25 protein-coding genes and 1 pseudogene are annotated in these 23,144 nt (G+C 42.0%); 20 read left to right on the top strand and 6 right to left on the bottom strand.

Annotated features, from left to right (window positions below):
* The first annotated feature begins 55 nt into the window (after positions 1 to 55).
* From N8M20_RS05380 to yidD, 17 genes are all read left to right on the top strand, one after another.
* Complete coding sequence (locus N8M20_RS05380; RefSeq protein ID WP_060806096.1) at positions 56 to 1,552, top strand: ABC transporter permease; 1,497 nt, start codon at positions 56 to 58, stop codon at positions 1,550 to 1,552.
* On the top strand, positions 1,552 to 2,478 hold the full coding sequence (oppC, locus tag N8M20_RS05375) for an oligopeptide ABC transporter permease OppC (RefSeq protein WP_000103691.1): 927 nt from the start codon (positions 1,552 to 1,554) through the stop codon (positions 2,476 to 2,478). The genes N8M20_RS05380 and oppC overlap by 1 nt, the downstream gene beginning before the upstream one ends.
* 8 nt (positions 2,479 to 2,486) lie before the next feature.
* Positions 2,487 to 3,554 (top strand): ABC transporter ATP-binding protein, encoded by a 1,068-nt coding sequence (locus N8M20_RS05370; RefSeq protein WP_261079348.1) that lies wholly within the window; start codon positions 2,487 to 2,489, stop codon positions 3,552 to 3,554.
* 10 nt (positions 3,555 to 3,564) lie between these two features.
* Positions 3,565 to 4,491, top strand: coding sequence for an ATP-binding cassette domain-containing protein (locus tag N8M20_RS05365; RefSeq protein ID WP_261079347.1), 927 nt, complete (start codon positions 3,565 to 3,567; stop codon positions 4,489 to 4,491).
* Between the two features lie 454 nt (positions 4,492 to 4,945).
* The gene (locus tag N8M20_RS05360; RefSeq protein WP_261079346.1) at positions 4,946 to 5,923 is read left to right on the top strand and encodes an ABC transporter substrate binding protein; all 978 of its coding nucleotides are present in this window, start codon (positions 4,946 to 4,948) and stop codon (positions 5,921 to 5,923) included.
* A gap of 10 nt (positions 5,924 to 5,933) precedes the next feature.
* Positions 5,934 to 6,827 carry an ABC transporter permease gene (locus N8M20_RS05355; RefSeq protein WP_261079345.1) on the top strand — a complete coding sequence of 298 codons (894 nt, stop codon included), beginning with the start codon at positions 5,934 to 5,936 and terminating at the stop codon, positions 6,825 to 6,827.
* A gap of 12 nt (positions 6,828 to 6,839) precedes the next feature.
* Positions 6,840 to 7,643, top strand: a complete 804-nt coding sequence (locus tag N8M20_RS05350; RefSeq protein WP_261079344.1) for an ABC transporter ATP-binding protein — start codon at positions 6,840 to 6,842, stop codon at positions 7,641 to 7,643.
* 325 nt (positions 7,644 to 7,968) lie between these two features.
* Complete coding sequence (locus N8M20_RS05345) at positions 7,969 to 8,217, top strand: YneF family protein (RefSeq protein ID WP_000364990.1); 249 nt, start codon at positions 7,969 to 7,971, stop codon at positions 8,215 to 8,217.
* Positions 8,218 to 8,416: 199 nt separating this feature from the next.
* Complete coding sequence (racE, locus tag N8M20_RS05340) at positions 8,417 to 9,211, top strand: glutamate racemase (RefSeq protein WP_033679670.1); 795 nt, start codon at positions 8,417 to 8,419, stop codon at positions 9,209 to 9,211.
* Complete coding sequence (locus N8M20_RS05335; protein WP_261079343.1) at positions 9,208 to 10,179, top strand: nucleoside-triphosphate diphosphatase; 972 nt, start codon at positions 9,208 to 9,210, stop codon at positions 10,177 to 10,179. Before racE ends, N8M20_RS05335 begins: the two co-directional genes overlap by 4 nt.
* Positions 10,155 to 10,676 carry a metallophosphoesterase gene (locus tag N8M20_RS05330; protein ID WP_001118952.1) on the top strand — a complete coding sequence of 174 codons (522 nt, stop codon included), beginning with the start codon at positions 10,155 to 10,157 and terminating at the stop codon, positions 10,674 to 10,676. Before N8M20_RS05335 ends, N8M20_RS05330 begins: the two co-directional genes overlap by 25 nt.
* Complete coding sequence (gene cbpB / locus N8M20_RS05325; RefSeq protein ID WP_261079342.1) at positions 10,673 to 11,134, top strand: cyclic-di-AMP-binding protein CbpB; 462 nt, start codon at positions 10,673 to 10,675, stop codon at positions 11,132 to 11,134. The genes N8M20_RS05330 and cbpB overlap by 4 nt, the downstream gene beginning before the upstream one ends.
* The gene (gene xerD / locus N8M20_RS05320; protein ID WP_314726180.1) at positions 11,131 to 11,865 is read left to right on the top strand and encodes a site-specific tyrosine recombinase XerD; all 735 of its coding nucleotides are present in this window, start codon (positions 11,131 to 11,133) and stop codon (positions 11,863 to 11,865) included. The genes cbpB and xerD overlap by 4 nt, the downstream gene beginning before the upstream one ends.
* The gene (locus N8M20_RS05315) at positions 11,865 to 12,593 is read left to right on the top strand and encodes a segregation/condensation protein A (RefSeq protein ID WP_049510484.1); all 729 of its coding nucleotides are present in this window, start codon (positions 11,865 to 11,867) and stop codon (positions 12,591 to 12,593) included. Before xerD ends, N8M20_RS05315 begins: the two co-directional genes overlap by 1 nt.
* A gap of 18 nt (positions 12,594 to 12,611) precedes the next feature.
* Positions 12,612 to 13,181 carry an SMC-Scp complex subunit ScpB gene (gene scpB / locus N8M20_RS05310; protein WP_261079340.1) on the top strand — a complete coding sequence of 190 codons (570 nt, stop codon included), beginning with the start codon at positions 12,612 to 12,614 and terminating at the stop codon, positions 13,179 to 13,181.
* Positions 13,168 to 13,890 carry a pseudouridine synthase gene (locus tag N8M20_RS05305; protein WP_261012932.1) on the top strand — a complete coding sequence of 241 codons (723 nt, stop codon included), beginning with the start codon at positions 13,168 to 13,170 and terminating at the stop codon, positions 13,888 to 13,890. Before scpB ends, N8M20_RS05305 begins: the two co-directional genes overlap by 14 nt.
* Positions 13,890 to 14,132, top strand: coding sequence for a membrane protein insertion efficiency factor YidD (gene yidD / locus N8M20_RS05300; protein WP_084932784.1), 243 nt, complete (start codon positions 13,890 to 13,892; stop codon positions 14,130 to 14,132). The genes N8M20_RS05305 and yidD overlap by 1 nt, the downstream gene beginning before the upstream one ends.
* Before the next feature lie 113 nt (positions 14,133 to 14,245).
* Here yidD and N8M20_RS05295 read toward each other — a convergent pair whose 3' ends face one another.
* The 5 genes from N8M20_RS05295 to galE all read right to left on the bottom strand — a co-directional run bounded on the left by N8M20_RS05295 (position 14,246) and on the right by galE (position 19,106).
* Positions 14,246 to 15,211: a siderophore ABC transporter substrate-binding protein gene (locus N8M20_RS05295; RefSeq protein WP_261079339.1), complete on the bottom strand. Its 966-nt coding sequence runs from the start codon at positions 15,209 to 15,211 to the stop codon at positions 14,246 to 14,248.
* A gap of 98 nt (positions 15,212 to 15,309) precedes the next feature.
* Positions 15,310 to 16,062 (bottom strand): iron ABC transporter ATP-binding protein, encoded by a 753-nt coding sequence (locus N8M20_RS05290; protein WP_261079338.1) that lies wholly within the window; start codon positions 16,060 to 16,062, stop codon positions 15,310 to 15,312.
* On the bottom strand, positions 16,059 to 17,015 hold the full coding sequence (locus tag N8M20_RS05285) for an iron chelate uptake ABC transporter family permease subunit (RefSeq protein WP_261079337.1): 957 nt from the start codon (positions 17,013 to 17,015) through the stop codon (positions 16,059 to 16,061). Before N8M20_RS05285 ends, N8M20_RS05290 begins: the two co-directional genes overlap by 4 nt.
* Positions 17,005 to 17,964, bottom strand: a complete 960-nt coding sequence (locus N8M20_RS05280; protein WP_261079336.1) for an ABC transporter permease — start codon at positions 17,962 to 17,964, stop codon at positions 17,005 to 17,007. Before N8M20_RS05280 ends, N8M20_RS05285 begins: the two co-directional genes overlap by 11 nt.
* Before the next feature lie 143 nt (positions 17,965 to 18,107).
* Positions 18,108 to 19,106: a UDP-glucose 4-epimerase GalE gene (galE, locus tag N8M20_RS05275; RefSeq protein ID WP_261079335.1), complete on the bottom strand. Its 999-nt coding sequence runs from the start codon at positions 19,104 to 19,106 to the stop codon at positions 18,108 to 18,110.
* 295 nt (positions 19,107 to 19,401) lie between these two features.
* Between galE and pepA the strand changes: the two genes are divergently transcribed.
* Positions 19,402 to 20,466: a glutamyl aminopeptidase gene (pepA, locus tag N8M20_RS05270; RefSeq protein WP_138337954.1), complete on the top strand. Its 1,065-nt coding sequence runs from the start codon at positions 19,402 to 19,404 to the stop codon at positions 20,464 to 20,466.
* 19 nt (positions 20,467 to 20,485) lie between these two features.
* A complete protein-coding gene (locus N8M20_RS05265) occupies positions 20,486 to 20,782 on the top strand; it encodes a bacteriocin immunity family protein (RefSeq protein WP_261079334.1) in 297 nt (98 codons plus the stop codon).
* 202 nt (positions 20,783 to 20,984) lie between these two features.
* On the opposite strand, the gene N8M20_RS05260 is transcribed toward N8M20_RS05265, so the two are convergent.
* The gene (locus tag N8M20_RS05260) at positions 20,985 to 22,616 is read right to left on the bottom strand and encodes a Na/Pi cotransporter family protein (protein ID WP_261079333.1); all 1,632 of its coding nucleotides are present in this window, start codon (positions 22,614 to 22,616) and stop codon (positions 20,985 to 20,987) included.
* A gap of 303 nt (positions 22,617 to 22,919) precedes the next feature.
* Between N8M20_RS05260 and N8M20_RS10760 the strand changes: the two are divergent.
* Positions 22,920 to 22,982 (top strand): annotated as a pseudogene (locus tag N8M20_RS10760) (YSIRK-type signal peptide-containing protein); the annotation flags it as partial.
* Between the last annotated feature and the right edge of the window lie 162 nt (positions 22,983 to 23,144).

Raw genomic sequence — 23,144 nt, 5'->3', positions numbered from 1 at the left:
TAGAACTTTCTCTCCATGAGGAGAAGGTTCTTTTGGGATTTTTAAAGGAAATGATATGAAAAAATATATTTTTATGCGTGTTTTGCGGTCATTGGTTTCTATCTTCTTAGTAACAACCTTGACTTACACGATTATCTATACAATGGTTCCTCGAAAATTGATTTTCAAACAGGATACCAACTATAACAAGATTGCGACAACTGCTGATAAACGTGATAACTATGAAAATACAGTTTATGAGCGTATGGGCTATATCGAGTACTACGATACCAAAGAGTTGCAAGAAAAAGCTAGCCAGATGGATGCTTCTGTAACAGTTGAAGCTAATGACACCAACAAGGCTATCTATGAAAAATACATCAAACAAATCGGTCATGGTTGGACCTTGGGAGAATTTACTGAAAGTGGTCAATTCTACGCTACTCGTGAAATCCCAATTTTTGAACGTGTTTTTCACTTCTATGCTAACTTGATTGACATTGACCATACTAATAAAATTCAAGACCCTGAAAACCCAGATTTGAAACGTTACCTTCGTTTTGAAAATGATCCAGCGATCGGATGGTCATTGGTCGGTTCAGGAACTAAACACAAATATCTCTTGTACTTCAACAGTCAGTTTCCATTTGTGCATCAAAACTTTGTGAACATCAATTTAGGTGACTCTTATCCAACCTATGCTAATAGCCCTGTTTTACAGGTTATTACTCAGGGACAAGGACAAACAAAAACTGCTCAAGTTCAGTTCCCAACAGGTAAGAAAACTTCTTCTGTAAATATTTACTCAAGAACCTACAAATCACCTAGTCAGGCTGATTCTCGTGAAGTAGCCAACTACGGAAAAGATGATCCTTATACAGCTACTGAAAGCAACTACCAATATCCTTCTATGATTGCCAGCTCTGCTGTCGTTGGATTGATTGGTTTGGTGATTTCTTATGCGATTGCCGTGCCACTTGGTTCAGCTATGGCTCGCTTCAAGAACACTTGGATTGATAGCTTCTCAACAGGGGCTTTGACCTTCTTGATGGCTCTTCCAACAATTGCCTTGGTTTATATCGTTCGTTTGGCTGGTTCTTCAATCGGCTTGCCAGATTCATTCCCTATCTTGGGTGCTGGAGATTGGCGTTCTTACGTTTTACCAGCAGTTATCCTTGGTTTGTTGGGGGCTCCTGGTACAGCTATTTGGATTCGTCGTTATATGATTGACTTGCAATCACAAGATTTTGTACGTTTTGCTCGTGCCAAAGGTTTGTCTGAAAAAGAAATTTCAAACAAACACATCTTTAAAAATGCCATGGTTCCGCTTGTTTCAGGAATTCCTGGTGCTGTTATCGGGGTTATCGGTGGTGCAACCCTTACTGAAACAGTCTTCGCCTTCCCAGGTATGGGTAAAATGTTGATTGACTCTGTAAAAGCATCTAATAACTCTATGGTCGTTGGTCTTGTCTTCATCTTTACATGTATTTCTATCTTCTCACTTCTTTTAGGAGATATTTGGATGACCATTATTGACCCACGTATTAAATTGACTGAGAAAGGAGGCAAATAATGTCTACAATCGATAAAGAAAAATTTCAGTTCGTAAAACGTGACGATTTTGCCTCTGAAGCCATTGATGCGCCAGCCTATTCTTACTGGGGATCAGTGTTTAGACAATTTATGAAGAAAAAATCAACTGTAGTCATGTTGGGAATCTTGGTAGCTATCATTTTGATGAGTTTCATCTACCCGATGTTTTCTAAGTTTGATTTTAATGATGTCAGCAAGGTAAACGACTTTAGTGCTCGTTATATCAAGCCAAATGCAGAGCATTGGTTCGGTACAGACAGTAACGGTAAATCGCTCTTTGACGGTGTCTGGTTCGGAGCTCGTAACTCTATCCTCATTTCTGTGATTGCGACAGTGATTAACTTGGTTATCGGTGTTTTTGTCGGCGGTATTTGGGGAATTTCAAAATCAGTTGACCGTGTCATGATGGAAGTTTACAACGTCATCTCAAACATCCCATCTCTCTTGATTGTCATTGTCTTGACTTACTCAATCGGAGCTGGATTCTGGAATCTGATTTTTGCCATGAGTGTGACAACATGGATCGGGATTGCCTTCATGATTCGTGTGCAAATCTTGCGTTATCGTGACTTGGAATACAACTTGGCGTCACGTACTTTGGGAACACCAACCTTGAAGATTGTTGCTAAAAACATCATGCCACAATTGGTATCTGTTATTGTGACAACGATGACTCAGATGCTTCCAAGCTTTATCTCATACGAAGCCTTCTTGTCATTCTTCGGTCTTGGATTACCGATTACAGTGCCAAGTTTGGGTCGTTTGATTTCGGATTATTCACAAAACGTAACAACCAATGCTTACTTGTTCTGGATTCCATTGACAACTCTTGTCTTGGTATCCTTGTCCCTTTTCGTAGTTGGTCAAAACTTAGCGGATGCTAGTGATCCACGTACACATAGATAGGAGTAGAAATGACAACAGAAAAAAATGTAATTTTGACTGCTCGCGATATTGTCGTGGAATTTGACGTTCGTGACAAAGTATTGACAGCCATTCGCGGCGTTTCCCTTGAATTAGTTGAAGGTGAAGTATTGGCCTTGGTAGGTGAGTCAGGATCAGGGAAATCTGTTTTGACAAAAACCTTCACAGGTATGCTCGAAGAAAATGGTCGCATTGCTCAAGGTAGCATTGACTACCGTGGGCAGGATTTGACAGCCTTGTCTTCTCACAAGGATTGGGAACAAATTCGGGGTGCTAAGATTGCAACCATCTTCCAGGATCCAATGACTAGTTTGGACCCAATTAAAACAATTGGTAGTCAGATTACAGAAGTTATTGTAAAACACCAAGGAAAAACAGCCAAGGAAGCAAAAGAATTGGCTATTGACTACATGAATAAGGTTGGGATTCCAGACGCAGATAGACGTTTTGATGAATACCCATTCCAATATTCTGGAGGAATGCGTCAACGTATCGTTATTGCTATTGCCCTTGCCTGCCGACCTGATGTCTTGATCTGTGATGAGCCAACAACTGCCTTGGATGTGACCATTCAAGCACAGATTATTGATTTGCTCAAATCATTACAAAACGAGTACCATTTCACAACAATCTTTATTACCCACGACCTTGGTGTGGTAGCAAGTATTGCGGATAAGGTAGCGGTTATGTATGCAGGAGAAATCGTTGAATATGGAACTGTTGAGGAAGTCTTCTATGACCCTCGCCATCCATATACATGGAGTCTCTTGTCTAGCTTGCCTCAGCTTGCTGATGATAAAGGGGATCTTTACTCAATCCCAGGAACACCTCCGTCACTTTATACTGATCTGAAAGGGGATGCCTTTGCCTTGCGTTCAGACTATGCAATGCAAATTGACTTCGAACAAAAAGCTCCTCAATTCTCAGTATCAGAGACACATTGGGCTAAAACTTGGCTTCTTCATGAGGATGCTCCAAAAGTAGAAAAACCAGCTGTGATTGCAAATCTTCACGATAAGATCCGTGAAAAAATGGGATTTGCCCATCTGGCAGACTAGGAGGAAGGAAATGTCTGAAAAATTAGTAGAAATCAAAGATTTAGAAATTTCCTTCGGTGAAGGAAGTAAGAAGTTTGTCGCGGTTAAAAATGCCAACTTCTTTATCAATAAGGGAGAAACTTTCTCGCTTGTAGGTGAGTCAGGTAGTGGGAAAACAACTATTGGTCGTGCGATAATCGGTCTCAATGACACAAGTAATGGAGATATCATTTTTGATGGTCAAAAGATCAATGGTAAAAAATCGCGTGAACAAGCTGCGGAATTGATTCGTCGTATCCAGATGATTTTCCAAGACCCTGCCGCAAGTTTGAATGAACGTGCGACTGTTGATTATATTATTTCTGAAGGTCTTTACAATCACCGTCTATTTAAGGATGAAGAGGAACGTAAAGAGAAAGTTAAAAATATTATCCGTGAAGTGGGGCTTCTTGCTGAGCACTTGACTCGTTATCCTCATGAGTTTTCAGGTGGTCAACGCCAACGTATCGGTATTGCCCGTGCTTTAGTCATGCAACCAGATTTTGTTATTGCAGATGAGCCAATTTCAGCCTTGGATGTTTCTGTACGTGCCCAAGTCTTGAACTTGCTCAAAAAATTCCAAAAAGAACTTGGTTTGACCTATCTCTTCATCGCCCATGACTTGTCGGTCGTTCGCTTTATTTCAGATCGTATCGCAGTTATTTACAAGGGTGTTATTGTAGAGGTTGCAGAAACAGAAGAATTGTTTAACAATCCAATTCACCCATATACTCAAGCCTTGCTTTCAGCTGTACCAATTCCAGATCCAATCTTGGAACGTAAGAAGGTCTTGAAGGTTTACGACCCAAGTCAACATGATTATGAGACTGATAAGCCATCCATGGTAGAAATCCGTCCAGGTCACTATGTTTGGGCAAACGAAGCCGAATTGGCACGTTATCAACAAGGATTAAACTAATAGTGGTTTTATAATTTCCATGTCAATTTTTATGGAAATTATAAACCTTTTTTTGTTGGACTGATTTGAAAAAATCTTTGAAAGCATCCTGAAAGAATTTTCGAAAAATTTTAAAAAATTCTGAAATATTCTTGACAGCTGATGAAAAAGGTGGTAAGATAGGAAACATCAAAAAAGAAAGCAGAAAAAGAAATGAATAAAAGACAAGCTGTAACAATGAATCAAAACTTTTACTTTAGCTACTTTAGATAGTGTTTGTAGACATGTCACCATGGATGCAAACAGTTCAAGCAATTTGTTTGTATCTATGTGGCTAAGATTTTTGATTGCGGTCCATATAGATGAATATCTAAATGGACTAGCTAAGTTATAACTTGTTAGATTATTTCAAGCATCCGTTTAGATAGTATCTAGGCGGTTTTTTGTTTTATCTTTTCTGAGAAGGAGTTTCATTATGAAAGTTGTTCGAAAATTACTAGCCCCCCTCTTGGTAGTGGGGATCCTCTTGACCTCTCTGATCAGTTTGCATCAGTTGAAGGCAGACAAGAAAAAAGATGTTTTTCGTATCGGTATTTCGCAATTTATTACCCACCAGTCCTTAGACGCTACTAGAGAAGGTTTTGTGGATGAGCTGGCCAAACAAGGCTATGTGGAAGGGAAAAATATCGAGATTGATTTGCAAAATGCACAGGGAGAACAAAGAAATCTAAAAACGATTTCCCAGCAGCTAGCAGAATCTAGTGATGTCGTTCTAGCCATCGCAACGCCTTCTGCTCAGAGCTTGGCTAATACAACACAAACGACACCGGTTATCTTTTCAGCTGTAACAGACCCTGTCAGTGCCAAGCTGGTTGAGTCAAGAGAACACCCTGGGGGCAATGTAACTGGAACAAGCGACCAGTCATCAGATGCCATTTCAACCCAAATCAATTTGATAAAGAAAGTGTTGCCAAAGGCTAAAACAATTGGAATTCTCTATACTCAGAGCGAGCCAAACTCAGTTGTCCAAAAGGATGAAGCTAAGCGACTTCTGGAAGAAAAAGGATTTACCGTTGTTGAAAAAACAATCTTGGACAGTAACAACGTCAAGGCGGCAGCAGAGAGCTTGATGGCTGAAGTGGATATGGTTTTTGTACCAACGGATAATATCATTTCGTCAACCATGGAAACAGTCAAGCAGGTTTCTATTAAACACAAAGTTCCAGTATTTGGTGGTTCAACAGAAATGATTGCTGTTGGTGGCTTGTATAACTACGGTACCAATTATGAAGAATTGGGACGGCAGACAGCCCGCATGTTGATTCGTGTTTTAAAAGGTGAGAAGCCAGAAAATATAGCAGTTGAGTTGCCTGAAAAACTGGAATTGCATACCAATAAAGAAATGGCAGATGCACTAGGAATTGATATTAGTAAATTAGAGGGCAAGGAATAGGAGGTTTAAGATGAGTTTTGTATTATCTAGTTTATCAGAAGGTTTGTTGTGGTCGATTATGGCCATTGGGGTCTACTTGACTTTCCGTATTTTGGATATTGCGGATATGACTGCTGAAGGAGCCTTTCCTCTAGGTGCAGCTGTCGTCGTATCACAGATACAGGCAGGGACAAATCCTTGGATTGCGACCTTACTTGCTTTGCTGGCAGGTATGGTAGCTGGTCTTGTATCAGGAATGCTCCACACCAAGATGAAAATCCCAGCTCTCTTGACAGGGATTGTGACCTTGACAGGTCTTTATTCAATCAATATTAAAATCATGGGAAGTGTGCCCAATCTTTCCTTGGGAGATTCTTCAACTGTCTTTAAGCAATTAGCGAGCTTGGGGCTAACAACTGAAGAAGCTGTTTTCTCATTCAGTTTGGCCTGTCTCTTACTTGTTTGTTTGGTCTTGACTCTTTTGATGAAAACGGAGATTGGCTTGGTCTTGCGTTCGACTGGGGACAATATTCCGATGAGTGAGGCTAATGGGGTCAATGTAGACACCATGAAGATTGTTGGTTATATGATTTCAAATGGTCTGATTGCTCTGTGTGGTTCCTTATTTGCTCAGAATGATGGATTTTCAGATGTAACTTCTGGGACAGGAACCATCGTTGTTGGTTTGAGTGCAGTCATTATTGCAGAAGTCTTGATACACGACTTGACCATAGGAGGTCGCTTGTTATCCATCGGAATCGGTGCTATTGTTTACCGTTTGATTATTTTAAATATCTATGAAATTCCAAATCTAGATCAAAATCTGGTCCGTCTCTTTAATGCAATCTTGCTAGCCTTGGTTTTATTTGCACCAGAATTGCAAAAGAGATTAAAGATTCGTGGTTTGAAACTGAGAAATGAATAGGAGGAGAAAGTTATGGCAAGTTTGTTAACACTTGAAAATATTCACAAAACATTTGAAGCAGGGACGGTCAATGAAAACCATGTCCTCAAAGGATTAGATTTAGAGGTTGAAGAGGGAGATTTTATCTCTGTGATTGGTGGAAATGGCGCAGGGAAATCCACTTTGATGAATATCTTGGCTGGCAATTTATCTGTGGACGAAGGAGACCTTTTGTTGGAAGGGAAATCCATTAAAAATCTGAGTGTACGAAAGAGAGCCAAGGATATTGCCCGTGTTTTTCAAGATCCTAAGATGGGGACAGCTTCTCGTTTGACGATTGAGGAGAATATGGCCATTGCCTTGAGACGTGGACAAAAAAGAGGACTTGGCTGGGGCGTGAAGGAAAAGGACAGAATCCAGTTCCAAGAGGCCTTGAAGGAGTTGAATATCGGCCTTGAAAATCGTTTGAAAGTGGATACTCAATACCTTTCAGGAGGACAAAGACAGGCCTTGACCCTAGTCATGGCAGCCTTGGTGAAACCTAAGCTCTTGCTTTTGGATGAACACACTGCGGCACTTGACCCGAAAACCAGTCAAATGGTGATGGACTTGACGCAAAAGATTGTGGAGCATCATCAGTTGACTACTCTGATGATTACCCACGATATGAACCATGCGATTGAATACGGCAATCGTCTCATTATGCTTTATCAAGGCAAGATAGTGGTGGATGTCAAGGGAGAAGAGAAAAAGAATCTGACAGTTGAAGACCTCATGCATCTCTTCCAGAAAAATAGTGGCCAAAGTCTGGTCAGTGATGAATTGGTTTTAGGATAAAGAAAAAGGCTGAAATCTAGTGTTTCAGTCTTTTATTAGTACAAATGGATAGGCAGAAATATGAAATTAATACTCTTCGAAAATCTCTTCAAACCGTGTTAGTTCTATCTGCAATCTTAAAACAGTGCTTTGAGCAACCTGCGGCTAGCTTCCTAGTTTGCTCTTTGATTTTCATTGAGTATAAACTTAGTAAGGAGCCCTCTTTTGCAGAAAAGCAGGGTTCTTTTTGCTGTCTATTCCATCCCTGAAAGCGTAAAACAAACTAGTCAGGGTGGCTAGTTTGTGGTATAATGAAAGGGACTCAAAAAGAAACAGGAGAAAAATGATGGATTTACTATTAGCAATTGTATTGATTGTGCTAGCTTTTCTAGGAGGAGCTCTTGGAGGAATGTACTTGGTTCGTAAGCAAATCGAAAAAGAATTCGCTGACAACCCACGTTTGAATGCTGAAGCAGTTCGTACTCTTTTGAGTGCAAATGGTCAAAAACCAAGCGAAGCCAAGGTACAACAAGTTTACCACCAAATCATCCGCCAACAAAAGGCAGCCCTTGCTAACAATAAAAAGAAAAAATAAATAAGGAAAAGTCTGGGATGAAAATTCCAGACTTCTCACTATGTTGGCTATGGTTTAGGGATGAGACTTTTTCCTTGCATTCTATTGATATTTGATTATGATTAAGAGAGATAGTAGTTGTTGAAGCTGTCCTTCAGTTCATAAGGATAAATAATCATAATGAACTATCAATCAGAAAAAAGACTAGAAAGAAGACTGTATGGATAATCGACCAATTGGTTTTTTGGATTCGGGTGTCGGGGGCTTGACTGTTGTGCGCGAGCTCATGCGCCAGCTTCCCCATGAAGAAATCGTCTATATTGGAGATTCGGCACGGGCGCCTTATGGTCCCCGTCCTGCTGAGCAAATTCGTGAATATACTTGGCAGTTGGTCAACTTTCTCTTGACCAAGGATGTCAAGATGATCGTTATTGCTTGTAACACTGCGACTGCGGTCGTTTGGGAAGAAATCAAGGCTCAACTCAACATTCCTGTCTTGGGTGTGATTTTACCAGGAGCTTCGGCAGCCATCAAGTCTAGCCAAGGTGGGAAAATCGGGGTGATTGGAACACCCATGACTGTACAATCAGACATCTACCGTCAGAAAATTCATGATCTGGATCCGGACTTACAGGTGGAGAGTTTGGCCTGTCCCAAGTTTGCTCCCTTGGTGGAGTCTGGGGCCCTGTCAACCAGTGTCACCAAGAAAGTAGTTTATGAAACCCTGCGTCCCTTGGTAGGAAAGGTGGATAGCCTGATTTTGGGCTGTACCCATTATCCACTGCTCAGACCCATTATTCAAAATGTCATGGGGCCAAAGGTTCAGCTCATCGATAGTGGGGCAGAGTGCGTACGGGATATCTCAGTCTTACTCAATTATTTTGAAATCAATCGTGGTCGCGATGCTGGACCACTCCATCACCGTTTTTACACAACAGCTAGCAGCCAAAGTTTTGCCCAAATAGGTGAAGAATGGCTGGAAAAAGAAATTCATGTGGAGCATGTAGAATTATGACAAATAAAATTTATGAATACAAGGATGACCAGGACTGGTATGTTGGAAACTATAGTATTTTTGGTGGTGTCCGGACTTTGAATGGTGATGACTTGGATTTTCCTCTATTGGAGTTTGCCCAAAGATTTCGAGATGAGGAACAAGGTTTTCCTGTTTCTGTGATTGTTTTACGCTATGGTTCTCTCTACCGTTTATTGTCTTTTGTGGTGGATATCCTCAACCAAGAAGCAGGACGTAGCTTGGAAGTTATCCAACGTCAGGGGACTTTGCTCTTGGTTGAAAATGGGCAACTCTTGTATGTGGAATTGCCCAAAGAAGGGGTCAATGTTCATGATTTCTTTGAGACAAACAAGGTTAGAGAAACCTTGTTGATTGCGACTCGTAACGAGGGCAAGACCAAGGAATTTCGAGCTATCTTTGACAAGTTAGGATACGATGTGGAAAATCTTAATGACTATCCTGACTTACCTGAAGTAGCAGAAACAGGCATGACCTTTGAAGAAAATGCCCGCCTCAAGGCAGAAACCATTTCTCAATTAACGGGCAAGATGGTTCTGGCAGATGATTCTGGACTTAAAGTTGATGTCCTTGGTGGCTTGCCAGGTGTCTGGTCAGCTCGTTTCGCAGGTGTGGGAGCTACTGACCGTGAAAACAATGCCAAGCTCTTGCACGAATTGGCCATGGTCTTTGAACTCAAGGACCGCTCGGCTCAATTCCATACAACCCTAGTCGTAGCCAGTCCAAACAAGGAAAGCTTGGTTGTTGAAGCAGATTGGCCTGGCTACATTAACTTTGAACCTAAGGGTGAAAATGGCTTTGGCTATGACCCTCTCTTCCTTGTAGGAGAGACAGGCAAGTCCTCAGCTGAATTAACCCTTGAAGAAAAAAATAGTCAATCTCACCGTGCCTTAGCCGTTAAGAAACTTTTGGAGGTATTTCCATCATGGCAAAGCAAACCATCATTGTAATGAGCGATTCTCATGGCGATAGCTTGATTGTGGAAGAAATCCGTGATCGCTATGTGGGCAAAGTTGACGCCGTTTTTCATAACGGAGATTCTGAATTGCGTCCCGATTCTCCACTTTGGGAGGGAATCCGTGTTGTTAAAGGGAACATGGACTTTTATGCAGGTTACCCAGAACGTTTGGTGACTGAGCTTGGTTCGACCAAGATTATCCAAACTCACGGACACCTGTTCGACATTAATTTCAATTTTCAAAAGTTGGACTACTGGGCTCAGGAAGAAGAAGCCGATATCTGCCTCTATGGTCACTTACATGTGCCAAGTGCTTGGATGGAAGGAAAGACTCTTTTTCTAAATCCAGGCTCTATCAGTCAACCACGTGGTACCATCAGAGAATGTCTCTATGCTCGTGTGGAGATTGATGATAGTTACTTCAAAGTCGACTTTTTGACACGAGACCATGAGGTGTATCCGGGCTTGTCCAAGGAGTTTAGCCGATGATTGCCAAGGAGTTTGAGACTTTCTTGTTGGGGCAGGAGGAAACTTTTTTGACCCCTGCTGAAAATCTAGCTGTTTTGATTGATACCCACAATGCGGATCATGCAACCCTCTTGCTTAGTCAGATGACCTATACTCGTGTTCCCGTTGTGACAGATGAAAAGCAGTTTGTTGGGACGATTGGGCTCAGAGATATTATGGCTTATCAGATGGAGCATGACCTGAGTCAAGAAATCATGGCAGATACGGACATTGTCCACATGACGAAAAGGGACGTAGCGGTTGTTTCGCCTGATTTTACTATTACGGAGGTCTTGCACAAGCTGGTAGATGAGTCTTTCTTACCGGTTGTGGACGCAGAAGGTATTTTCCAAGGGATTATCACGCGCAAGTCTATCCTCAAGGCAGTCAATGCCCTCTTGCATGACTTTAGTAAGGAATTTGAGATTCGATGCAAATGAGAGACAGGATTTCAGCCTTTTTAGAGGAAAAGCAGGGTCTGTCTGCCAATTCCAAGCAGTCCTATAAGTATGATTTGGAGCAATTTTTAGACATTGTGGGCGAGCGGATTTCTGAGACCAGTCTCAAGATTTACCAAGCCCAACTAGCCAGTCTAAAAATCAGCGCTCAGAAGCGAAAGATTTCGGCCTGTAACCAATTTCTCTACTTTCTCTATCAAAAAGGAGAAGTGGATAGCTTTTATCGTTTGGAATTAGCCAAACAAGCTGAAAAGAAGACCGCAAAACCAGAACTGTTAAACCTAGACTCTTTTTGGCAGGAAAGTAATTATCCAGAGGGGCGTTTACTGGCTCTACTTATCTTGGAAATGGGGCTCTTGCCCAGTGAGATTTTAGCTCTCAAGGTTGCGGACATCAATCTGGACTTTCAGGTGTTGCGAATCAAGAAGGCTTCCCAACAGAGAATTGTCACCATTCCTACGACCTTACTTTCAGAATTGGAACCCTTGATGGGCCAGAACTATCTCTTTGAAAGGGGAGGGAAAGCCTATTCTCGTCAATGGGCCTTCCGTCAGTTAGAAGCTTTTGTCAAGGAGAAAGGTTTTCCAGCACTATCAGCTCAAGCCCTGCGGGAACAGTTCATTCTACGACAAATTGAAAACAAGGTCGATTTGTACGAAATTGCAAAAAAATTAGGATTAAAAACAGTCCTGACCTTAGAAAAATATAGATAATGGATATTAAATTAAAAGATTTTGAAGGGCCCCTGGACTTGCTTTTGCACCTGGTTTCTAAGTACCAGATGGATATCTACGATGTGCCCATTACGGAAGTCATTGAACAGTATCTAGCTTATGTCTCAACCCTGCAGGCCATGCGTCTGGAAGTGACGGGGGAGTACATGGTTATGGCCAGTCAGCTCATGCTGATTAAGAGTCGTAAACTCCTTCCAAAGGTAGCAGAAGTGACAGACTTAGAGGATGACCTGGAGCAGGATCTTCTCTCTCAAATTGAAGAATACCGCAAGTTCAAGCTCTTGGGGGAGCACTTGGAAGCCAAGCACCAAGAACGGGCCCAGCACTATTCCAAAGCGCCGACAGAGTTGATTTACGAAGATGCGGAGCTTGTGCATGACAAGACGACCATTGACCTCTTTTTGGCTTTTTCAAATATCCTAGCCAAGAAAAAAGAGGAGTTTGCACAAAATCACACGACTATCTTGCGGGATGAGTATAAGATTGAGGACATGATGGTTATCGTGAAAGAGTCCTTGACTGGACGAGATCAATTGCGCTTGCAGGATTTGTTTAAGGAAGCCCAGAATCTCCAAGAGGTCATCACCCTCTTTTTGGCAACCCTAGAGTTAATCAAAACTCAGGAGCTGATACTTGTGCAAGAGGAGAGTTTCGGAGATATCTATCTCATGGAAAAGAAGGAAGAAAGTCAAGTGGCCCAAAGCTAGACTTGATAGAGAGGAAAGATGAGTACTTTAGCAAAAATAGAAGCGCTCTTGTTTGTAGCGGGTGAAGATGGGATTAGAGTCCGCCAGTTAGCTGAACTCCTCTCTCTGCCACCGACAGGCATCCAACAGAGTTTAGAAAAATTAGTCCAGAAGTATGAAAAGGACACTGATTCCAGTTTGGCTCTGATTGAGACAGGTGGGGCTTATAGATTGGTGACCAAGCCTCAGTTTTCAGAGATTTTGAAGGAATACTCCAAGGCGCCTATCAACCAGAGCTTGTCTCGGGCTGCCCTTGAGACCTTGTCCATCATTGCCTACAAGCAGCCCATCACACGGATAGAAATTGATGCCATTCGTGGGGTTAACTCGAGTGGAGCCTTGGCAAAGTTGCAGGCTTTTGACTTGATTAAAGAAGACGGGAAAAAAGAAGTGTTGGGTCGCCCCAACCTCTATGTGACTACGGATTATTTCCTAGATTACATGGGAATTAACCATTTGGAAGAATTACCAGTGATTGATGAGCTTGAGATTCAGGCCCAAGAAAGCCAATTATTTGGTGAAAGGATAGAAGAAGATGAGAATCAATAAGTATATTGCCCACGCAGGTGTGGCCAGTAGGAGAAAAGCAGAAGAGTTGATCAAGCAAGGTTTGGTGACGGTTAACGGCCAAGTGGTACGTGAACTAGCAACCACTATCAAGTCAGGCGACAAGGTCGAAGTGGAAGGTCAACCTATCTACAACGAAGAAAAGGTCTATTATCTGCTTAACAAACCACGCGGTGTCATTTCCAGTGTGACAGATGACAAGGGGCGCAAGACTGTTGTCGACCTCTTGCCCAATGTCAAAGAGCGTATTTACCCAGTTGGTCGTTTGGACTGGGATACATCAGGAGTCTTGATTTTGACCAATGATGGGGATTTTACGGATGAAATGATTCACCCTCGTAATGAGATTGACAAGGTTTATGTTGCGCGTGTTAAAGGTGTGGCTAATAAGGAAAATCTTCGCCCCTTGACTCGTGGAGTGGAGATTGAGGGCAAGAAAACCAAGCCAGCTGTTTATGAAATTCTCAAAGTGGACCCAGTTAAAAATCGCTCAGTAGTACAGTTGACCATCCATGAAGGGCGTAACCATCAGGTTAAAAAAATGTTTGAAGCTGTTGGTCTTCAAGTGGACAAGTTGTCTCGGACACGTTTTGGGCACCTAGACTTGACAGGCCTTCGTCCAGGTGAATCCCGTCGTCTGAATAAAAAAGAAATCAGCCAACTACACACCATGGCTGTAACCAAGAAATAATGAAACGAATCTTAATAGCGCCAGTACGCTTTTACCAACGTTTTATCTCGCCAGCCTTTCCACCCTCTTGTCGCTTTGAGCCGACTTGTTCCAACTATATGGTTCAGGCTATTGAAAAACATGGCTTTAAGGGTGTCTTGATGGGCTTGTCTCGGATTTTACGTTGCCATCCCTGGTCGAAAACAGGTAAGGACCCCGTCCCAGACCACTTTTCCCTTAAACGGAATCAAGAAGGAAAATGAGGCTGGGTAAACAGATTTCAAAATGATAAAAACGCATCCTATCAGGTTTGAGTGAGCTTGATAGGATGCGTTTTAGAATGTCAAAATTTTACTTAAATTGAGTTTGAAACAGCTTATTTCAAAGCTTTTTGAGCGTCTTCAATCATGAGTTTAGTTGATTCAAGCCCGCCACCACTTAGATACCAGAGGTCTGGTGTTAGTTGGATAATCTTACCATTTTTAGCGGCAGGAGTTTCAGCGATAAGGGCATTTTCTAGGACACCGTCGTTGCTGGAGTTGTCTCCACCGATGGCAAGGGTACGGTTGATAACAAAGAGGATGTCAGGATTGATTTCTTTGACACTTTCAAAGCTGACTTCCTGTCCGTGGCGAGAGTCTTCAAATTGAGTATCTGTTGGCTTGAATTTCAAGGTTTGGTACAAGAAAGAGAAACGAGATTGGGCACCAAAGGCTGCCATTTTTCCTTCATTGAGGAGGATAGCAAGGGCTTTTTTGTCAGAACTTTCGTTTTTAGTTGCGACTTCTTGGATGCTCTTGTCTAGCTTGGCCAATTCTTCTTTGGCTTTCTGTGTACCAGTTTCACCAAAGGCGCTTGCTAAGGATTCGATATTAGCCTTGGTAGAAGTCCAGTAGTCGTCCTTGCCTGCTTGGAAGAGAACAGTCGGAGCGATTTCGTTGAACTTATCTACGAATTTTTGGGTACGTGGTGAAGCGATAATTAGGTCTGGTTCAAGAGCAGCAAGGGCTTCTAAGTCTGGCTCAACCATAGAACCAACATTTTTAACTTTTCCAGCTAGGTCTTTAAGATAAGTCGGAACAGTTTTTGTAGGCATTCCGACGATATTCTTTTCAAAACCTAAAGCGCGAATAGTATCCGCAGCACCGAGGTCAAAGGTCACAATCTTTTCAGGAACCTTTGGAAGTTTGACCTCATCTAGTGAATTTTTAATGGTCACCTCTGTTGGAGCAGAGCTACTTGACTCCGTCTGACTAGTGCTTGAGTTTGTACTACATGCACCAAGTAGGAGCAAGAAGCTGGCCGCTAGGGCAGTGAGATAAAATTTAAGGGATATTTTCATGATTTCTCCTTTTTAAAATGTGATAACGATGTAGGGGTCTCTTAGATGGGCTTATTAGTTAAGAGACAGAGGGTTCTCTAACTCGAGTTTCTATGTTACTAGCTATAGATACAGATCTTTTTTCCATTGATATCCGCCAGCGTGATGGGAATTTCATAGAGTTGACTGAGAAGCTCAGCCTGCATGATTTGATCGGTTCTTCCCTTGCTAAAGACTTGGCCGTCTTTGAAGGCGACAATTTCATCCGCATACTGGCTGGCCATGTTAATATCGTGGAGGACGATGATAATGGTTTTGCCAAGTTCCTCCACCAGTCTCTTGAGAATCTGCATCATGCTGACGCTTTGCTTGATATCGAGATTGTTAAGCGGTTCGTCTAGCAAGATAAAGTCTGTATCTTGGGCCAGTACCATAGCGATAAAGACACGTTGGAGCTGTCCGCCAGACAGACTATCGATGTAGCGGTCCTTTAAGTTGATCAGTTCCAGATAGTCCAGAGTTTCTCGGATTTTTTCCCAATCTTCTACTCTCAGACGTCCTCTACTGTAGGGAAAACGTCCAAAACTGACTAATTCTTCAACGGTTAATTTGGCTTGGTAATTGATCTTCTGCTTTAGGATGGTCAGTTCTTTGGCCAGTTCTTGGGAATTCCAGCTTTCGATTTCACGGCCTTTAACACTGAGTATTCCCTGATCCTTCTTGGACAGTCTGCTCATGATGGAGAGGAGAGTTGATTTTCCAGCACCATTTGGACCAATGAAGGCTGTCAGTTTCTGAGGACTGACTTCAAGGGTAATGTCTTGCAAAATATCCTGTTTTTGAATGGATTTGTCAATGTTTTCTAGTTTCACTGACGCGCCCTCCTGTATAGTAAGATAAAGAATAAGAGACCACCCACGCTCTCGATGATCATGCTGATGCGAATTTCTAGTGCAAAGACTCTTTCAATCAGGGCTTGCCCCAAGGTCAAACTGATAAATCCAATCAGAATAGCCACGATAAAGAGCAACTTGTGCCGATAATCTTTGACAATCAGGTAGGTGAGATTGGCCAGCATAAAGCCGAAGAAGGCCATAGGGCCTACCAAGGCAGTGGCCGTTGAGGTCAAAAGTACGATGCCCCAGAGGAGCTCTTTCTGTTCTTTTTCAACATCGAGTCCCAATATCTGAGCTGTTTCTCTTTGCAGATGCAAGACATCCAGAATGACTGCTTTTCGAAAGAAAAAGATGGTCAAAGCAAGGATAATCAGAGAACCAATGGCTAGGATGGAAGTGTTGAGATGCTGAAAGGAGGCAAAGAGACTGTTCTGCAGTTTATCGTATTCATTTGGATCCATCAGGACTTGGAGGAAGGTACTGATATTTCGAAAGAGACTTCCGAGGGCTAGACAGATTAGCAGGATGAAGACCAGGTCTTGTTTCATCAGTGTCTTCAAGTAGCCTTGTAAGGCAAGAAAGAAGAGGGATTGAAGCAGAAGCAAAACTAGGAATTCTAAGATAGGGGACTTGCCAAGTTGAAGAAACTTGCTTTCAAAAACTAGTAGTAGAGTTTGCAGTAGGACGTAGAAGGATTCGATTCCTAAAATACTTGGCGTCAGGAAACGATTTTCCGTCAAGGTTTGAAAACTAATGGTCGAAATCCCAGTCGCGATAGCTACCAAGAGATAAACGATGATCTTTTGGGAACGCAACTTCCAAGCAAAGGCTGACAAGTGAGCGATGGGCCAAAAATAGAGGAGACAAGCTCCGATGGCCAGAATAATGAGAAGGCAGAAGAGTTTGCTATGTTTACTTTTAAACTGCATCTTTTCGTCCCCCTCTCCAGAGAAGTAGGATAAAGACGAGGCTACCGATGATTCCTAGCAAGAGACTGACAGACAGCTCATAGGGCCGAATCAAGATTCGAGAGAGGATGTCGCAGGCTAGGACCAGATTGGTACCGACCAGTGCGACCATGAGTTTGGTTTGACTTAGATTATCTCCATAGTGCTTGCGAACAAGATTGGGAACAATAACTCCGAGGAAAGGTAAGCCACCCACGGTAATCATGGTGACACTAGTCGTTAGCGCAACCAGAAAGAGGGCCAGTTTTTCAAGCAGGGAGTAGGAAATCCCCAAACTCTCACTGGTTTCCTTTCCCAGATTCATGATGGTAAAAGTTTGAGATAATTTCCAAACGGATATCAGGATAATGAGGCCTAAGAAGAGCCATTCATACTGATGAGTCTGAATCATGGAGAAGGAGCCCTGGGTCCAAGCAGTCATACTCTGAACCAGATTGAAACGATAGGCGATAACTTCTGTCACAGAACCGATAATCCCGCTATAGATGATCCCAATCAAGGGTAGCATCCACCTTTCCTTTACAGTAAAAATAGTCATAAAGGCTAGGAAGAAGAGAGTAAATACGATGGATGAAACAAAAGCAAAGAGCATCTTTTGAGTCAGACTAGCCGACGGAAAGACAAAGAGGCTTAATACCATTCCCAGTTTGGCGGCTTCAGTGGTTCCAACTGTACTCGGAGCAGCAAACTGATTTTGAGTGATAGTCTGCATGAGAAGTCCTGCCATACTCATACTAGAGGCAGTCAGGAGAATGCTAATGGTCCTTGGAAGACGGGACTCTTGAAAGAGAAGCCAGGTCTGCTGGTCGAAAGCAAAGAGCTTTCCCCATGAAAAATCACTGGTCCCAATGCTAATAGAGAGAAAGACTAGGAGTAGAAGTAAGCCAATTAAATAATAAGAAAGTTTCATACCCCATCCTTTCAAATAGATTTGGTATCGAAAGATACCCGCGGATATTACTGTAACACGATTTCTTTAATCTGTCAATAAATTTTCTGACAATTTAATGAATAAAACAAGGAGAGAGCGCCAAGGCTTTCTCCTTTGTTATCCTATTCCAAAATGTTTTTGCCTTCTTTAACACGCCAACGATAATCTGATAAAATAATATCTTCGAGGGAGTAGCTAGCCTTCCAATCAAGATATTTTTTAGCTTTTGATGCGTCTGCTAGGACGCTAGCTGGGTCACCAGCACGACGAGCAACAATTTCGTGTGGTATTTTTTGATTCAGTAATTCTTCAGCAGTTTTAAAGATTTCTTTGACGGTATAGCCTTTTTCGGTTCCTAAGTTAAAGATTTGAGAAGAACTGTTTTCTTGGAAGAGGTAATTCATCCCTTTAACATGAGCCTGTGCAAGGTCCAAGACATGAATGTAATCTCGAATACATGAACCATCACGTGTATCGTAGTCATCTCCAAATATTTTCAGGCTATCATTTTGTCCCAATGCGGTCTTGTTGATATTTGGAATAATATGAGTTGGATTTTTCACACGCAGGCCGTTTGAAGCATCCATTTCAGCCCCAGCAACATTAAAGTAACGGAAAATGACATATTTCCAGTCGTAGCGATTGGCCATCCAGTAAATCATTCGTTCACCCATCAGTTTTGTCTCTGCATAAGGGTTGACAGGGTCGAGCAAGGTATCTTCAGTTGCTGGCTTGTCAATACAGTTATTACCATAGAGAGAAGCGGTTGAAGAGAACATGATTTTTTGAATGCCAACTTCAGATAAGACTTTGAGAACTTGGTTCATACCAGCAACATTGGCAGTGAAGTATTTGCTTGGATTTTCAATGCTTTCGCTCACAACAATTTCACCTGCACAATGCAAAACAGCATCAATTTGATTTTCTTCCAAGTAAGCTCTTAGGGCACTAGCATCATAAACATCTAGTTGCTTAAAGCTAGCACGACTATCCACAGCCGAACGATTTCCTGTAGAGAGATTATCGAGGACATGCACCTGATAGCCAGCATTTAAAAGAGCTTTAACGGTATGGGAGCCAATATAGCCAGCTCCACCTGTAACAAGAATTGTTTTGGTCATGATTTTTTCCTTTTCCTAGTTTTGTACTATTTTAAAGAAAGAGTAAAGGAAAGTCAACTATTTTCTGTAAATTCCATGAAAAAACTGAACAAATATAGTATTGAATTGTTTTTTTGTTTGGAAATTAAAGATCAGGTTAATCTTGGAATAGTTCTTAGATTTCACCTCACATGCAAGAAAATACAATCTTTTTCTAAGATATAGTAAGACTACGATACTAATTTAGAAATCCACCTTTCCGCTATCCTTCTCCTATAAAAAGTGGTAAAATGGATGAAAGAAAGAAGGAACTGAAATGACAACATTATTTTCAAAAATCAAAGAAGTAACAGAACTTGCTGCGATCTCAGGTCATGAAGCGCCTGTCCGTGCTTATCTTCGTGAAAAATTGACACCGCATGTGGATGAAGTGGTGACAGATGGCTTGGGTGGTATTTTCGGGATTAAACATTCAGAAGCTGTGGATGCACCGCGTGTCTTGGTCGCTTCTCACATGGATGAAGTTGGTTTTATGGTCAGCGAAATCAAGCCAGATGGTACATTCCGTGTGGTTGAAATTGGTGGTTGGAATCCTATGGTAGTGAGCAGCCAACGTTTTAAACTCTTGACTCGTGACGGTCGTGAAATCCCAGTGATTTCAGGTTCTGTTCCTCCACATTTGACTCGTGGTAAGGGCGGACCAACCATGCCTGCTATTGCAGATATCGTCTTTGATGGTGGGTTTGCGGACAAGGCTGAGGCAGAAAGCTTTGGCATCCGTCCTGGAGACACCATTGTCCCAGATAGTTCCGCTATCTTGACAGCCAACGAAAAAAATATCATCTCAAAAGCTTGGGATAACCGCTACGGTGTCCTTATGGTGAGCGAGCTGGCAGAGGCCTTGTCAGGGCAAAAACTGGGAAATGAACTCTATCTTGGCTCTAATGTCCAAGAAGAGGTTGGACTTCGTGGGGCTCATACTTCCACAACTAAATTTGACCCAGAAGTCTTCCTAGCAGTTGACTGTTCACCAGCAGGTGATGTCTATGGTGGTCAAGGCAAGATTGGAGATGGAACCTTGATTCGTTTCTACGACCCAGGTCACTTGCTTCTCCCAGGAATGAAGGACTTCCTTTTGACAACTGCTGAAGAAGCTGGTATCAAGTACCAATACTACTGTGGGAAAGGTGGAACAGACGCTGGTGCAGCTCATCTGAAAAATGGTGGTGTGCCATCCACAACAATCGGTGTCTGCGCTCGTTATATCCACTCTCACCAAACCCTATACGCTATGGATGACTTTCTAGAAGCTCAAGCTTTCTTACAAGCTTTGGTGAAGAAATTGGATCGTTCAACAGTTGATTTGATTAAAAATTATTAAACATAAGGAGGTGGTAGGGATGGTGGAACCAAACCTAGAAAGCCTTATAAAAGATCTTTACAATCATGCTCGACATGATTTGAGTGAAGATTTAGTTGCTGCTCTCCTAGAGACTGCTAAAAAACTGCCTGCTACAAATGAGCAATTGCTGGCAGTCCGTCTCTCAGGACTGGTCAATCGAGAATTGCTCTTAAATCCCAAACATCCAGCACCTGAGTTGCTCGACTTAGCTCGTTTTATCAAAAGAGAAGAAGCCAAGTACAGAGGAACTGCAGCTTCTGCGCTTATGTATGGGGAGCTCTTTAAAATGCTTTGATTCCATTGTGAATCAAAGCATTTTTTTATATGGCGGAAAGGCTATTCTTGATTAGGAGAAGAAAAAAGCCATCCCATTTATACTCTTCGAAAATCTCTTCAAACCACGTCAACGTCGCCTTGCCGTACTCAAGTACAGCCTATGGCTAGTTTCTTAGTTTGCTCTTTAATTTTCATTGAGTATTTGGATAGCTTCTTGGTTCTTAGATTTGTTCAGCGATGACCTTTTCAGCTAAATTCATAGCGTGGTCAGACACACGAGTGTAGTGGGAAACAATGTCGATAAAGTTGACCCCAGCTTGTGTTGAACACTCGCCCTTGTTGAGGCGTTTGATGTGAGTCTTTCTGAGAACACGTTCCATATTGTTGATTTCTTTATGGCGTTCAATCAGACTTTGAGCTTTTTCGATATCATTGTTTTCCACGCTATCAAGGGCATCCTTGATAAAGCCAGTGGTCTTTTGATAGATATCAGCCAATTCCTGCAAAGCAGCTTCAGAGAACTCAACATTTTTACGTTGAAGATAGTCAGTTAGATTGATTAGCGCTTCTGCGTGGTCCCCAATCCGTTCCAAATCACGGGATGAATCAAGGATGTTGGTGAGCACTTCACTTTCTTTCTGGCTAAGGGCTTCACTTGAAAGAGTAATGAGGTAACGAGTCAATTTTTCATCAATGGTATTGATGGCTTCTTCTGTCTTGTGTCCTTTTTCAGCAACCTTTTCATTGAGGTCAATGATGTAGTTGTATGAAAGGTCAAAGGCTTTGGAAGCATAATTTCCCAAGTGAAGGAGTTCTTTTTTCGCATTTCCGAGAGCGATTGATGGAGCTTGTTTGATCAAATGCTCATCAAGGTAAAGCGGCTCGTACTTGACAACTTCGTCTTCACCAGGGATGAGCTTGGTTACAAAGAAAGCCAAGGCTCCGATGAATGGAAATTGTACAATGGTATTACTTACGTTAAAGGCACCGTGCGAGAAGGCGATGGTCATCTCAGGTGAGAGGTGAAGGAGTGCCTGGAAGTACTCAATCATAGACGTAAATGGACCTAATAAGATTAAGCAAAGAATAGTTCCTAAAACGTTAAAGGTAACGTGGGTTGCAGCAACGCGTTTCGCAGAGACATTGGCTCCAGCTGCCGCGATGATAACGGTTAGGGTTGTCCCGATATTATCCCCGAAGAGAACTGGTAGAGAACCTTTAAGGTCAAGGAATCCACCTGCATAGAGACCTTGCAAAATCCCGATTGTCGCAGAAGAGGCCTGGATGAGAACGGTAATCACCGCACCAGCAAAAACTCCCAACACAGGATTTTGTCCCAAGGTTACCATATATTCCTTGAATTGTGGTAAATCTTTAAGAGGGCTCATACCGGCACTGATGAGGTTGAGGGCGTAGAAGATTCCTCCTACACCAAACAGGATGCGCCCGATATTGTTTGCTGTTCTGTTTTTTGTAAAGAATAGGAACATGGTTCCAAGGAAAATCAGGGGTAAAGCATACTCACCAAGCTTGAAACCGATGATAAAGGAAGTAACTGTGGTTCCGATGTTGGCTCCCATGATAATTCCGATAGCCTGTCTAAGAGTGAGAAGACTAGCACTGACCAGTCCAACCGTGATAACTGTAACCCCTGTACTTGACTGAATCAGGGCAGTAACGACAATTCCGACTAGAACACCTAAAAAGGGATTGCTAGTGTACTTGTCGATGTAAAAACGAAGGCGATCTCCAGCAGCTTGTTGCAAACCGTCTCCCATGGTCTTGATACTATATAAAAATAGTCCCAGACCACCTAAAAAGTGAAATAAAATTTCCTGCCAATTAATGGACATTTCTTTTTCCTCCGAAAAATAATAACGGAATTTCTCCTATTCTATTTTAAAGGATAAAAGTAAATCTAACAAGTGTTAAGCTAAGATTTTAGAAAGAAAATTCGTTAGAATGGGCCTTAATTATATTAATTTTACCAATTTCTAACCTAGATATAGGTATTTCCTTTTATATATTGACATTTAAAAGAAATATTTTAAAATGAGGGAGGAATTATCTTGGTCCCTGTGATTGGGATAAAAATTTTATAAAGAAAGTTAAGCGCTTTCTTTTGTACAACAAAATCAATCTTTTAGGAGGAGAAAATGAAGAATCCATTTTTTGAAAGACGTTGTCGTTACAGTATTCGTAAGTTATCAGTAGGAGCTTGCTCGCTGATGATTGGGGCTGTTTTATTTGCTGGTCCAGCCTTGGCTGAAGAAACGGTAGTTCCTGAAAATAATGGAGCCAATACAGCGCTTGTTTCAGGAGAGAGTGAGCATCCAACTAATGAAGCTGACAAGCAGCATGAAGGAGAACATGCTAGAGAA

This window comes from Streptococcus mitis (assembly GCF_946190275.1).
Classification (GTDB): Bacteria; Bacillota; Bacilli; order Lactobacillales; family Streptococcaceae; genus Streptococcus; species Streptococcus mitis_DC.
This window is presented reverse-complemented; position numbering and strand designations above follow the sequence as displayed.